At 72.9% G+C, this 12,443-nt stretch carries 10 protein-coding genes and 4 pseudogenes; 6 read left to right on the forward strand and 8 right to left on the reverse strand.

The window, feature by feature from the left end:
* Together BIV23_RS15575 and BIV23_RS15580 are read left to right on the forward strand one after the other, a co-directional pair.
* Positions 1–546: pseudogene (locus BIV23_RS15575) on the forward strand (amidohydrolase family protein); the annotation flags it as partial.
* Between the two features lie 136 nt (positions 547–682).
* Positions 683–1,075, forward strand: a complete 393-nt coding sequence (locus BIV23_RS15580; protein WP_071381439.1) for a VOC family protein — start codon at positions 683–685, stop codon at positions 1,073–1,075.
* An 11-nt stretch (positions 1,076–1,086) separates the two neighbouring features.
* Here the strand turns inward: BIV23_RS15580 and BIV23_RS15585 are convergent, their stop codons facing one another.
* Positions 1,087–1,779, reverse strand: a complete 693-nt coding sequence (locus BIV23_RS15585; RefSeq protein WP_071381440.1) for an NAD(P)-dependent oxidoreductase — start codon at positions 1,777–1,779, stop codon at positions 1,087–1,089.
* A gap of 194 nt (positions 1,780–1,973) precedes the next feature.
* Here BIV23_RS15585 and sigJ point away from each other — a divergent pair, with 194 nt between their 5' ends.
* The gene (gene sigJ / locus BIV23_RS15590; protein ID WP_071381441.1) at positions 1,974–2,948 is read left to right on the forward strand and encodes an RNA polymerase sigma factor SigJ; all 975 of its coding nucleotides are present in this window, start codon (positions 1,974–1,976) and stop codon (positions 2,946–2,948) included.
* 39 nt (positions 2,949–2,987) lie between these two features.
* On the opposite strand, the pseudogene BIV23_RS15595 reads toward sigJ, so the two are convergent.
* Positions 2,988–3,500: pseudogene (locus BIV23_RS15595) on the reverse strand (right-handed parallel beta-helix repeat-containing protein); the annotation flags it as partial.
* Between the two features lie 76 nt (positions 3,501–3,576).
* Positions 3,577–4,515 carry a class A beta-lactamase gene (gene bla, locus BIV23_RS15600; protein WP_079173179.1) on the reverse strand — a complete coding sequence of 313 codons (939 nt, stop codon included), beginning with the start codon at positions 4,513–4,515 and terminating at the stop codon, positions 3,577–3,579.
* 130 nt (positions 4,516–4,645) lie between these two features.
* On the opposite strand from bla, the gene BIV23_RS15605 reads away from it, so the two are divergent.
* Together BIV23_RS15605 and BIV23_RS15610 are read left to right on the forward strand one after the other, a co-directional pair.
* Complete coding sequence (locus tag BIV23_RS15605) at positions 4,646–5,638, forward strand: LysR family transcriptional regulator (RefSeq protein WP_071381442.1); 993 nt, start codon at positions 4,646–4,648, stop codon at positions 5,636–5,638.
* Complete coding sequence (locus BIV23_RS15610; protein ID WP_071381443.1) at positions 5,635–6,558, forward strand: serine hydrolase; 924 nt, start codon at positions 5,635–5,637, stop codon at positions 6,556–6,558. Before BIV23_RS15605 ends, BIV23_RS15610 begins: the two co-directional genes overlap by 4 nt.
* 68 nt (positions 6,559–6,626) lie before the next feature.
* Here BIV23_RS15610 and BIV23_RS15615 read toward each other — a convergent pair.
* Positions 6,627–6,953: pseudogene (locus BIV23_RS15615) on the reverse strand (LuxR C-terminal-related transcriptional regulator); the annotation flags it as partial.
* Positions 6,928–7,208: pseudogene (locus tag BIV23_RS48585) on the reverse strand (sensor histidine kinase); the annotation flags it as partial. The pseudogenes BIV23_RS15615 and BIV23_RS48585, both read right to left, overlap by 26 nt.
* 277 nt (positions 7,209–7,485) lie before the next feature.
* Between BIV23_RS48585 and BIV23_RS15620 the strand changes: the two are divergent.
* Complete coding sequence (locus tag BIV23_RS15620; RefSeq protein ID WP_071381444.1) at positions 7,486–8,046, forward strand: GlcG/HbpS family heme-binding protein; 561 nt, start codon at positions 7,486–7,488, stop codon at positions 8,044–8,046.
* Between the two features lie 89 nt (positions 8,047–8,135).
* Here BIV23_RS15620 and katG read toward each other — a convergent pair whose 3' ends face one another.
* The 3 genes from katG to BIV23_RS15635 all read right to left on the reverse strand — a co-directional run bounded on the left by katG (position 8,136) and on the right by BIV23_RS15635 (position 12,419).
* A complete protein-coding gene (katG, locus tag BIV23_RS15625; RefSeq protein WP_071381445.1) occupies positions 8,136–10,346 on the reverse strand; it encodes a catalase/peroxidase HPI in 2,211 nt (736 codons plus the stop codon).
* 33 nt (positions 10,347–10,379) lie between these two features.
* The gene (locus BIV23_RS15630) at positions 10,380–10,817 is read right to left on the reverse strand and encodes a Fur family transcriptional regulator (RefSeq protein WP_071371518.1); all 438 of its coding nucleotides are present in this window, start codon (positions 10,815–10,817) and stop codon (positions 10,380–10,382) included.
* 432 nt (positions 10,818–11,249) lie between these two features.
* On the reverse strand, positions 11,250–12,419 hold the full coding sequence (locus BIV23_RS15635) for a glycoside hydrolase family 113 protein (protein WP_071381446.1): 1,170 nt from the start codon (positions 12,417–12,419) through the stop codon (positions 11,250–11,252).
* Positions 12,420–12,443: the final 24 nt, after the last annotated feature.

Raw genomic sequence — 12,443 nt, forward strand, 5'->3', positions numbered from 1 at the left:
GACACCGTCGCCTCCCTCGGGCCGAGCGGGCACGGCGCCCACCGGATCGAGCACGTCGAGACCGCTCCCGACGAACTCCTGCCCCGCTTCGCCGCGTTGGGGGTGGCGGCCTCGCTCCAGCCGCCGCACACCGGATACACGCGGGCGGACGGCACCGACGAGTGGTCGCGCAGGCTGGGCGGCGACCGGGCCGGGCGCGCCTGGCGGCTGCGGGACCTGCGTGAGGCGGGCGCCACGCTCGCCCTCGGCTCGGACTGGCCCATCGCGCACCACGACGTCCGGGCCGTCCTCGCCACCGCCCGCCGGCCGAGGGGTGCCGCGGCCCACCGGCCCGGCCTCACCCCGTTGCAGGCGTTGGAGGGCTGCACCAGCCACGCGGCAGCGGCGGCCGGGGAGCCGGACGCCGCCGGCCGGATCGCACCGGGCTGCCGGGCCGACCTCACCGCGTTGGCCGTGGACCCCGTCCGGGCCCCCGCCGACGAGCTGGCCGGCTCCCCGGTCGCACTGACGGTGACCGGCGGCCACGTGGTGCACCGAGGCGGGTGAGGGAGGGGCCGGCCTCACCGACCCGGCCGGCATCGACGCACCGGCGCGTGCCCGACTAAGATCGGAAGTGGCATCGCGTGCCGGTCACCGACCGGGTGAGGCATGGAGGTGCCAGGACATGCCCTGGAGGCATTCCTTGTCCGTCGAGTTGAACCACACCATCGTCCACGCCCGGGACAACCGGGAGTCCGCCGAGTTCTTCGCCGAGCTGCTCGGCCTGGAGATCGCGGGAGAGTGGGGCCCGTTCGTCGCGGTGGCCCTGAGCAACGGCGTCACGCTGGACTTCGCCAGCGTCCCCGAGGGGCAGATCGCCACGCAGCACTACGCCTTCCTGGTCTCCGAGGAGGAGTTCGAGGCCGCGTACCAGAAGATCCGGGACCGCGGCATCGAGCACTACGCCGACCCGCACCGGCAGAAGCCGAACGCGATCAACCACAACGACGGCGGCCGCGGCATCTACTTCATGGATCCCGCCGGTCACGCCATGGAGCTGATCACGGTCCCCTACGGCGGCCGGCCGAAGGCGTAGCCGGGCCACCGTCAGCTGCCGAACGCCTCCTTCCTGATCATGTCGAGGAGGCGCGGGGTGCCCTCGGTGGTGCGGACGTCGAGGAACGCCCGCACATGCCCCTCGGTGACGGCCTCGCGCACCAGCGCGTGCGCGAGGTCGGCCCGGGAGGTGAACCGTCCGGGCAGCCGGACGGGCGCCAGCCGGTAGTCGCTCACCTCGTCGGTGTCGAAGAGACCGGCGGGCCGCAGCACGGTCGAGTCGTGATCGCTCCCCCGGACGACCTCCTCCATGCGGCGCATGTCGTCGTAGACCGTGCGCCCGACGACCCGCGCGAAGAATGGCTCCAGCACCTTCCGGAAGAAGAAGCCCTCCCCCGGTGCCGGCACGTCGAACATGATCGTGGAGGACACGCACACCAGGCGGCGGACGCCGTGCACGGTCATGGCCCGGGTGATGTGGGTGAGGCCCGCCGAGTACACCGTGACCGGCTCCCGGCCGTACGGGACGCCGAGGGCGGAGATCACACCGTCCTGACCCGCGACGACGCGCTCCACCGCCATTCCGTCCAGGACGTCGGCCGCCTCGATCCGCAGCCGGGGCCCGCCGGGCGGGAAGGTGTCCGGGTGCCGGGTCACGGCGGTGACGGTGTGACCCGCGGCGGTCGCCTGCGCGGTGACCTGCCTCCCGGTCGGCCCGTTCGCGCCGAAGACAACGAGTTTCATGGGCTTCTCCTCACTGCGGGGTGCTGCTGCCGTGGACCGAGAGGGTCCGGACGACGGCCGGTGTGACAGCGCCGGCGTGCGATGAGACCTACGGCACACGCCGCCCCGCGATGTCACACTCCGGGGACCGCGGCCCTCTGGGTGGGGAGAGTCGTCGTGCGGACGACGTCACGACGTGAGGAGAGGGAGACGCCATGGCCGACCAGCGGACGCCCGCGGCGACGGACGCCGCCACACAGGCCTTCCTCGACCACCGTGAGCTGCTGTTCGCGGTGGCGTACAACATGCTGGGCACCGTCGCCGACACCGAGGACGTGCTCCAGGAGACCTGGCTGTCCTGGGCGGGCCGGACGAGCCGGGCGGACGAGGTCGGCGGCGGGGACGGCGGACCGGCACCGGAGATCACGCATCCGCGCGCCTATCTGGTGCGGATCGCCGTACGGCACGCGCTCGCGCGGCGGGCCCGGATCGCCCGGCGGCGCGAGACCTACGTCGGCCCGTGGCTGCCCGAACCCCTGCTCACGGACGTCCCCGCCGCCCCGGCGGCCGGCGGGGACGCCGCCGAGCGGGCCGTGCGCGCCGAGTCGGTCTCACTGGCGATGCTGGTCGTGCTGGAGACCCTGACCCCGCTGGAGCGGGCCGTGTTCGTCCTGCACGAGGTGTTCGGCTATCCGCACCCCGAGATCGCGGACATCCTCGGCCGCAGCCCCGCGGCCGTACGGCAGCTCGCGCACCGCGCCCGTACCCGGGTACGCGCCCGCCGCCCCCGGTACGAGGTCCGTCCCCGGGTCCGGCGACAGGCGACGCAGCGGTTCGTCGCCGCGGCGCTCGGCGGCGATCTCGGGGCACTGCTGGAGATCCTCGCGCCCGAGGCCACCTTGTGGACGGACGGCGGCGGCAAGGCGCAAGCGGCACCCCGCCCGATCCGCGGCCGGGACAAGGTGGCCCGCGCCCTAACCGGATATGCCGCGCGCTCGGCGGCGGGACTGGAGTTCCGCCACCGGGACGTCAACGGCGACGCGGCCGTGGTGGTGTTCGAGGACGGCTCCCCGCACGCGGTCATGGTCATGGACCTCGACCCGGACGGCGAGCGGGTCCGCGACGTCTACCTCGTCACCAACCCGGACAAGCTGCCGGCCGTACCGGACGGGACACCTCCGCGGCCGTAGCGCCGTTAGGCGTCACGACCTTGCCGCCGAAGGTCACCACGAGGTGGCGGTCCGGAACACCGAAGTCCCCTTGTCGAAGGAGAAGTTGCGCTCGGTGTTGTCGATGCTCGCGTTGCTGGAGATCCTCATCGTGCCCGGGTTGCCGTTGTAGGTGAACCCGTGGTGGCCGTTCTTATAGCCGATGTCGTGCCGCACGACGTGGTCGACCGCGATGTCGTCGCCGGGCTTGTGGCCGTTGCGGTCCCCGTTGGCGTTCGTGGTGCCGTCGGTGAGCGTCCCGTTGCCGTACGACAGGGAGTACTCGGTGGTCACCGGGCCGATGGCACCGGTGTCGTTCTTGGTGTAGAGGTCCCAGCCGTCGTCGATGTTGTCGTGGGAGACGTCGTAGCGGAAGACGTTCCCGGTGCCGGTCGTCAGCTTGGAGGCGAAGCCGTCGGCGTTCTCGCCGGTGGAGTCCATGTTGTCGTGCGACTCCAAGCTGACGGCCAGGTTGTCCGACGGCCACTGGCTGCTCGGTGTGCCGGGGGCGATCCGGCCGAGCTGAAGCCCCGTACACGTCAATGGTCATGTACATGATTTGCATTCACATGATGGACCGGCGAACGCGAGGAGTGGGCGGCCGCGGCGGCTACTCGCCCGGTGCGAGCGCGCCGGCCAGGACGCGCGCCGCCTCGGCGACGAGGGCGTCGTCCGCCGGTGCGTCCCGAGCGGTCCTGGCCGACAGTACGGTCAGCAGCAGCGGGGTCCCGCGGGTCGTCCAGGCCACGCCGACGTCGTTGGCGGTGCCGTAGTCGCCGGTGCCGGTCTTGTCCGCGAGGACCCAGTCGCGCGGGAGCCCCGCACCGAACCGCGTGCCGCTGGTGGTGTTGCCCTTCAGCCAGCCGACGAGCCGCGACCGGTCGGCCCCGGAGAGCGCGCGGCCGAGGGTCAGCCGTGCGAAGCTGCCGCCGAGCGCCTCGGCGGTCGTGGTGTCGCGCAGGTCGCCGGGAACCGCGCCGTTGAGGTCCGTCTCCCACCGGTCGAGGCGGCTCACCTCGTCGCCGAGCGAGCGGAAGAAGCGGGTGAGCCCGGCAGGGCCGCCGATCTGGCGCAGCAGCAGGTTGCCCGCCGCGTTGTCGCTGTACTGGATCGCCGCCGCGCACAGGTCCGCGACCGTCATGCCCGTGTCCACGTGCTCGGCGGTGCGCGGCGAGTTGGGCAGGATGTCGTGCGGCGGGTAGTGGATCACCTTGTCCGGCGGGGCGCAGTCGCCGTGGTCGCGCAGGACGGCCGCGGCGGCGAACGCCTTGAACGTCGAACACATCGCGAACCGCTCCCCCGCGCGGTGCGACACCGTCCGCCCGGTGCGCAGGTTGCGGGCGAACACCCCGAGCCGGGCGCCATGCCACTGCTCCAGTGCGCGCAACTCGGCTTCCTCGTCCCGCTGTCGGGCCCCGGGCGCCGCCGACGCGGCGGGGGCGGCGAGGGCACCGGCCGTCACGGCGGCGGCGCCGACGGCGAGGCCCGCCCTGAACAGGCCTCGCCGGGCCAGGGTTCGGAGGTGGTCGGGGTGTTCGGGGCTGGTCATGGGCGCAGTCCTCCCGGTCGGGCCGTCGCCGGCTTCCTCGATCTTCGACGGGGACAGCGAAACAGCCGGACACCACTCATGTCCAAGAGGAAACTTTGAACATGCCATGCTTTATTGATATGAGTGCGGGGTGGATCTCCTGGCGCACCTGGACGCGTACGTCGCGACGGCCGACGAGGCGAGCTTCTCCCGCGCGGCGGACCGGCTAGGCATCGCCCAGCCGCTGCTCAGCCGCCGTATCAAGACGCTGGAGGACCACTTCGGCGGCCTGCTGTTCGACCGCTCCCGGCGCCAGATCACCACCACCGAGCTGGGTGTGCTGCTGCTGCCGTACGCGCGGGACGTACTGGACCGGGCCCAGCGGCTGCGGCAGGTCGCCGAGACGGCCGGGCGGGGCCGGGTACGCGCCGTCGGCGTGCCCGCGCACTGCGCCCCGGCGGCACTGGCCCGCGCCATCCGGGCCGGCACCGAACGCGGAGTGACCCTCGGCGTACGTGAACTGCCGCCTCCGGAGCGGCTGTCGGGGCTGTCCGACGGCTCGCTCGCCTATGCGCTGGTGCGGGTGCCGCCGGAGCAGGGGGCGCTTCGGGTACCGCTCGGAGTCGCGACGGCGCCCGACACCGCGGATCTTCCCCTCGGCGGCTCCCGGCGTGTGCTCCACCTGGAAGAGCTGCGGCCGCGCCGTGCCCGCGGCGGCCGGCCTGCCGCCGCCTTGCCGGTGCTCACCCTGCCGGAGGACCACGTGCCGTACCACGAGGACCGGTTGGAGCGTGCCGCCGCCCGGGCGGGCCTGCCACCGGGCCGGTTCCGGCCGGCCGGGCCCGCGGCCGCCGCGCTCGCCGAGACCCTGGCGGGCCGGGCGCTGCTGCTGTGCGCCGAGCCGTTCGCACGGCAGAACGGGGCCGACTGGCTGCCGTTGGCCGACCGGTCGCTGCACCGGGGGTACGAGGTGAGAGCGGCCCCGGCCCGGTGCGGCACGGCGGCGGTGCCGGGCTGGCTGGCGGGGCTGCTGGCGTCGGCCGTGGGAGCCACCGGTCACGGAGCCGCCGGCGGGGCGGGCGGGCCGCGGGCCGGCGCCGCCGCGGCCGACGACGTCCCGGTGCGGCTGGCGGCACGCGGATGAGCGCGGCGGTGGTGTACGTGGGCGACGACAGCGCTCTGACGGACGTGGCCGAGGCCATCGCCGCGGACTGGGCGGCGCTCGGCGTACGGGGTTCGTTCCTCGCCCGCAATCTCGACACCGGTGAGCAACTCGGTTTTGGAGTCCAGGAGTTGACGCCGCTCGCGTCCGTGGCGAAGGTCCCGCTCGCGCTCGTGGTGCTGGACCGGATCGCGGCCGGGGACCTCGACCCCGGGCACCCGGTGACGCTCGACCCGGCCCGCACCAGCGTCGGCCCCACCGGGCTGGCGGCGTTCCGGCACGCGGCGACGGTGGCCGTCGGCGACCTGCTGCTGTCGATGCTGTCGGTGAGCGACAACGCCGCCGCGGACGCCCTGCTCGATCTCGTGCCGGTGGCGGAGGTGGACGCGCGGCTGCGCGCCTGGGGGTGCGGGGAGCTGCGGATGCGGCACCGGATGAACCACATGTACGAGTGCGCGGCGGGCGCCGCCGGCAACGACTTCTCCCTCGCGCTGGAGCTGGCGATCCGGGACGACGGCACTGACCGGCAGACCATCGAGACCCTGGACCCGGCGTGTGCCAACAGCGGCTCCGCGGCGGCGCTCGTGGAGCTGTTGCGGCGCGTCTGGTGCGACGAGATCTCCGCTCCCGCGGCGACGGACGAGCTGCGGCGGCTGATGGGGCTGCAGGTCTTCACCCAGCGGCTGGCGAGCGAGCTGCGGGCGGACACGCTGCGGTGGAGCGGGAAGACCGGGACGTTTCTCCATCTGCGGCACGAGATCGGGGTGGTGGAGGCCGCGTCGGGGGACAGGGTGGCGATCGCGGCGCTCTCGCGCACGGGGCGTCGGGCGGGTGTCGCCGCGGACGTCGACTGGGCGATCGGGGTCGCGGGGAGGTCGGCGTTCGAGGCGCTGCGAAGGTGAGGGCGTGGGCGGGTAAGGGGTTTCGGTCAGCGACGGTCCCGTGTCGCGTCATGACGCGTCGGGGGCGTTCACGACAGCAGTCGTTGTTCCTTCGCCACCGCCCCCGCTCTCGTGTCCACGCCCAGCTTGTCGTAGATGCGGCGGAGGTGGGTCTTGACCGTGGCCTCGCTGATGTAGAGGGCCTTGGCGATGGCGTGGTTGGGCAGGCCCTGGGAGAGGTGGGCCAGGATGTCGCGCTCGCGCGGGGTGAGCGCCGGGCGGGGGTTGCGCAGGCGGGACATGACGCGGTCGGCCACGGGCGGCGAGAGAGCCGGGCGGCCCTGGGCCGCCGCGTGGATCGCCGTGAAGAGGTCCTCGGCGCGTTCCGCCTTGAGGAGGTAGCCGGTGGCGCCCGCCGGTGTAGAACAGCGGGACCGCGCACCAGGCGAAGCTCGGTGCCAGGACGACGAGGACGGCCCACGTCGCGACGACGAGCGCGAGCCAGATCAGCCGGCGCAGGGTGGGGCGGGTGCCGAGGGCGGGGCCGAGGACGTAGAGCGCCGCCAGCAGCGCGGACAGGGCGATGGTCCAGGGGGTGTGGGGCCTTCGGCGTGCCGGGCCAGGTACCGGGCGAGGGAGGCGGCCAGCAGCACGAAGAACGCCGTGTGCATGACGACGGTGAGGGCGCGGGTGTCGTCGCGTTCGGGTGCGGGCACCGCTGACACCTCCCTGAAAACCGCTCTGAACTGGGCAAACACCTTCCATTGTTCCCTGGGCCGGGGCATCCGGGGTCATCCGTTCGGATGACCCCGGGGGCGACCGGTCCGGCGACGGGGTGCGGGTGGATCCGGGCCGAGGATCGATGACGGAAGCGGTTCCGCACCTGGTCCCCGACCTGGTTCCGGACCCGGTTCCCCCCGCCCCACCCGCACAGGAAGGTTGCTCGTCATGCCCAGCCGTAGGAAGCCCTCCCGCCGTACCCGTGTCCTCGTCGGGGGTGCCGCCCTTGCCGTGATCGGCGCGGGTGTCGTCGGTACGGTCGCCGCCAACGCCGCGGACTCCACCGGCACCGCCTCCGCTCCGGTGGCGGCCCGCGGCGGGGACTTCACCCAGAGCACGCATCTGACGCTGGCCGCGGCCGAGAAGGCGGCGCGGGCCGCGCTGGACGCCGCCGCGAAGGAGGGCCGGCAGGTCTCGGTGGCCGTCGTCGACCGCAACGGCAACGCCCTGGCCACGCTGCGCGGGGACGGGGCGGGCCCGCAGTCGTACGAGTCCGCCGGGCGCAAGGCGTACACCGCCGTGTCCTGGAACGCGCCCACCTCGGAGCTGGCCAAGCGGCTGGCCCAGGCGCCGGCCCTGAAGGACATCCCGGGCACGCTGTTCCTCGCGGGCGGCGCGCCGGTGACCGCCAAGGGCGCCCCGGTCGCGGGCATCGGCGTCGCGGGGGCTCCGTCCGGTGATCTGGACGAGCGCTACGCGCAGGCGGGCGCGGCGGTCCTCGGCCGCTGACGCGCCGCGAAACGGACAGGACGTCCGGGTCCGCCCTGCTGGGCGGGCCCGGACGTCCCTTCTCGCTGTTCAGGCGAGCCGGACCGGCCTCAGACGAGATCGTACCGGTCCGCGTTCATGACCTTGACCCACGCGGCGACGAAGTCCTTGACGAACTTCTCCTTCGCGTCGTCGCTGGCGTACACCTCGGCGACCGCCCGCAGCTCGGAGTTCGAGCCGAAGACCAGGTCGGCGCGGGTGCCGGTCCACTTGACGGCGCCGGAGGCGTCGCGGCCCTCGAACTCGTCCTGCGCGGAGGAGGTCGACTTCCACTCGGTGTCCAGGTCGAGCAGGTTGACGAAGAAGTCGTTCGTCAGCGTGCCCGGCCGGTCGGTGAAGACACCGTGCTTGGAGCCGTTGTGGTTGGCGCCGAGGACGCGCAGACCACCGACGAGGACGGTCAGCTCGGGCGCGCTCAGCCGGAGCAGGTTCGCCTTGTCCACCAGCAGGAACTCGGCCGGCAGGCGGTTGCCCTTGCCGACGTAGTTGCGGAAGCCGTCGGCGGCCGGTTCCAGTGCGGCGAACGACTCGACGTCCGTCTGCTCCTGCGAGGCGTCGACCCGGCCCGGCGTGAACGGCACCTCGACGGCGACGCCGCCGTCCCTGGCCGCCTTCTCCACGGCCGCGGAGCCCGCGAGCACGACCAGGTCGGCCAGCGAGACCTGCTTGCCGCCCTTGGCGTTGAAGGACTCCTGGACACCCTCCAGGACGCGCAGCACGTGGGCCAGCTCGTCCGGGTTGTTGACCTCCCAGTTCCGCTGCGGCTCCAGGCGGATGCGGCCGCCGTTGGCGCCGCCGCGCTTGTCGCTGCCGCGGAAGGAGGAGGCCGCGGCCCAGGCGGCGGAGACCAGCTGCGCGACCGTGAGGTCCGTGCCGAGGATCTGCTCCTTGAGGGAGGCGGTGTCCGCGGCGTCGATGACCTCACCGGTGCGCTGCGGCAGCGGGTCCTGCCACAGCAGCTCCTCGCTCGGGACCTCCGGGCCGAGGTAGCGGACGACCGGGCCCATGTCGCGGTGCGTCAGCTTGTACCAGGCACGGGCGAAGGCGTCCGCGAACTCCTCGGGGTTCTCGTAGAACCGGCGCGAGATCGGCCCGTAGATCGGGTCGAAGCGCAGCGAGAGGTCCGTGGTGAGCATCGTCGGACGCTGCTTCTTCGACGAGTCGAACGCGTTCGGGACGATCGCCTCGGCGTCCTTGGCCACCCACTGGTTGGCGCCGGCTGGGCTCTGCGTCAGCTCGTACTCGTACTCGAAGAGGTTCTTGAAGAAGTTGTTGCTCCACTGGGTCGGCGTCTCGGTCCAGGTGACCTCCAGGCCACTGGTGATCGCGTCCTTGCCGACGCCCGTGCCGTAGCTGGACTTCCAGCCGAGGCCCATCTGCTCCAGCGGGGCGGCCTCGGGGTCGGCACCGACGTTGTCCGCCGGGCCGGCGCCGTGGGTCTTGCCGAAGGTGTGGCCACCGGCGATGAGGGCGACGGTCTCCTCGTCGTTCATCGCCATCCGGCGGAAGGTCTCACGGATGTCACGGGCCGCGGCGATCGGGTCCGGGTTGCCGTTCGGGCCCTCGGGGTTGACGTAGATCAGACCCATCTGGACCGCGGCGAGCGGGTTCTCCAGCTCACGGTCGCCGGTGTAGCGCTTGTCGTCCAGCCAGACGGTCTCGGGACCCCAGTAGACGTCCTCGTCGGGCTCCCACTCGTCGACGCGGCCGCCGGCGAAGCCGAAGGTCTTGAAGCCCATCGTCTCCAGCGCCACGTTGCCCGTGAGGACCATCAGGTCGGCCCAGGAGATCGACTTGCCGTACTTCTTCTTCACCGGCCACAGCAGACGGCGCGCCTTGTCCAGGCTCGCGTTGTCCGGCCAGCTGTTGATCGGGGCGAAGCGCTGCTGACCGCCGCCGGCACCGCCGCGGCCGTCGCTGATGCGGTACGTACCGGCGCTGTGCCAGGCCATACGGATCATGAGCGGGCCGTAGTTGCCGAAGTCGGCGGGCCACCAGTCCTGCGAGGTGGTGAGCACCTCGGCGATGTCACGCTTCACCGCGGCGAGGTCCAGGGAATCGAAGGCCTCGCGGTAGTCGAAGTCCTCGCCGAGCGGGTTGGCCACGGCCGGGTTCTTGGCAAGGATCTTCAGGTTGAGCCGCTCCGGCCACCACTGGCGGTTTCCACCGCCCTGGGTCGGGTGCGCGGCGCGGCCATGGGCGACCGGGCAGCCGCCCTCCGCCTTCGCGTCTGCGACGTTGGCGTCGATGTTCTCAGTCATGGCATTCCTTCCGAACTGTGCGGAACTCGGTGCTCAGGAGCTGCGGCCGGTGGAACAGTCGGGGCAGGTGCCCCAGTAGACGACCTCGGCCTCCTCGATGGCGAAGCCGCTGTCGTCGGCGGCGGTCAGGCAGGGCGCGTCGCCGACTGCGCAGTCGACGTCGACGACGGCACCGCACGACCGGCACACGATGTGATGGTGGTTGTCACCCACACGCCCCTCGAACCGGGCCGGGTGTCCGGCCGGCTCGATACGGCGGACCAGACCCGCCGCGGTCAGGGCGTGAAGAGCCTCGTAGACGGCTTGCAGGGAGATGTGGCCAACGCGGGCACGGACCCCGGAGGCGATCGCCTCGACGCCGAGGTGGTCGCCGTCCCGGACGGTCTCCAGCAGCGCGACGCGGGCTGCCGTCACGCGCAGGCCGGCACCGCGGAGCTCCTCGGCGGTGGTCGGGGTCGGGGAGGCGGTCATGAGGCTGAACCTACCCTCACAAACACGAAGGGTTCAAGAAAACGAGCGATGCAATTTTGGTCGCGATCCGCAGCCCGCCGGTCACCCGGGCGTCAGCCGCCGCACCCGCTCGCGCCCCGGCCCCGACATGCGCCCTCACGTTTGCCACCGCGTTTGCTTTCGCGTCACCCTTCAGGCCGACAGATGCGTGTACACGCGTGTGCGCGTGGCGCCGCCCGGCGCTGCGGGCTGGGGCGGTCCGGGGGCCGGTCGGGGGCATGCCCGCATCATCCGGTCCCGGCTCGCCCAGGACCGGACGGCAAGCCGGGACATCGCCCGAACGGGTGAGCCGGATCCGCGCCGGTCGACACCGGACGGGCCGGCACGAGATCAGACGCTGCCCACGCGAGGCCCGCCGCTGCCGGTGCGAGGCCGGGCGCCGCGGGTACGAGGTCAGGCGCCGCCGGTGCGACGGTGGCCGGTCCCGGCGGACCCGTACCGGCGGGCCAGGGCGTGGAAGGCCTCCTTCGGTTCCCGGTGCCAGCCGGAGGCGGGGTCGTCCGGGCGGCCCTTGACGGTTTTGGTGATCGCGTAGCTCGCCAGGTCGAGGTCGTGGCGCGGATCGCCCGGACGGTGCGGGAGGTCGGGCGTCACGAACTCGAAGGCCATCGCCGCGTACAGGCCCAACGACTCGAAGACGTCCAGGAGTTGGGTGAGGTAGGCGGCCTGGGTGCGCTCGCTGCGGACCAGGTCGCCCTTGATCTCCGGCGGGACCTTGACGCGGTCCACGATGTCCCAGCCCATGCCACCGGTCTGCGGCGCGCCGACGTACACGCAGGTCCCGAACTCGGTGACGACGACCGGCTTGCCCCACCGCGTATGGCGGCTCAACTCCCGCACATAGTCGGCCCGGTGGGGGAAGTACGAGTAGTAGTCGATGCCCACGACGTCGAAGAGGCGCCAGTCGACCTGGTCGTCCTGCGCGGCGGCATAGGCGAGCCGGCCGCGGAACACGGACCGGCCGACCGCGGCCGCCCGCGCCGTGAAGCGGTCCAGACGGCGCTGCATCGCTGCGGGATCCACCGTGCCGTCGAGCAGGTTGCGGATGCGCTCGTGGACGTCGGCGCCCGGGACGATGCCGGGCACGAACAGCCAGAACTCGCAGCCCACACTGAGGTCGACGGCGGCGCCCTGCCGACGCAGCCGCTCGGCGAACCGGCCGGTCTCGGCGAGGTGTTCCAGGATGTCGCGCTCGGGCACGTCGCCGAGGGTCGGCTGGAGCCATACCCGCAGCCCCCGCTCCGCCGCCTCGGCGGCCGTGGCCGTCAGGCGCTCCACTCCGTCCCCGGTGACGTCCACGGTGTCGGCGTGCAGCTCGTCGCGGATCGCCCGGATGTCCTTGCGCATACGGGCCGTGCTGAACGCCGTACCCGGTGTCTCCCCCTCGCCCACGGTGTACACCACGCCCCGGTGGCGCAGTCCGCGCCGCGCGTCGCGGGCCGGGCCGGCCGGGCGGTCCTCGGCGGCCCGAGCCGGAGCCGACGGCAGCACGGCCGCGGCCAGTCCGGCGGACGCCATACCGGCCAGGAACTGTGCGCGCTTGATCCCCTTGGTCCTCTGCATACGGCCACCCTCCCGGGCAGCGCC

It is taken from the genome of Streptomyces monashensis (assembly GCF_001866665.1).
Lineage (GTDB): Bacteria > Actinomycetota > Actinomycetes > Streptomycetales > Streptomycetaceae > Streptomyces > Streptomyces monashensis.

Excerpts from the sequence above, each read along its gene's own strand:
- BIV23_RS15585 (WP_071381440.1), bottom strand. The coding sequence starts at position 1,779 with ATGAAACTCGTTGTCTTCGGCGCGAACGGGCCGACCGGGAGGCAGGTC.
- sigJ (WP_071381441.1), top strand. The coding sequence starts at position 1,974 with ATGGCCGACCAGCGGACGCCCGCGGCGACGGACGCCGCCACACAGGCC.
- bla (WP_079173179.1), bottom strand. The coding sequence starts at position 4,515 with ATGACCAGCCCCGAACACCCCGACCACCTCCGAACCCTGGCCCGGCGA.
- BIV23_RS15610 (WP_071381443.1), top strand. The coding sequence starts at position 5,635 with ATGAGCGCGGCGGTGGTGTACGTGGGCGACGACAGCGCTCTGACGGAC.
- BIV23_RS15620 (WP_071381444.1), top strand. The coding sequence starts at position 7,486 with ATGCCCAGCCGTAGGAAGCCCTCCCGCCGTACCCGTGTCCTCGTCGGG.
- katG (WP_071381445.1), bottom strand. The coding sequence starts at position 10,346 with ATGACTGAGAACATCGACGCCAACGTCGCAGACGCGAAGGCGGAGGGC.
- BIV23_RS15630 (WP_071371518.1), bottom strand. The coding sequence starts at position 10,817 with ATGACCGCCTCCCCGACCCCGACCACCGCCGAGGAGCTCCGCGGTGCC.
- BIV23_RS15635 (WP_071381446.1), bottom strand. The coding sequence starts at position 12,419 with ATGCAGAGGACCAAGGGGATCAAGCGCGCACAGTTCCTGGCCGGTATG.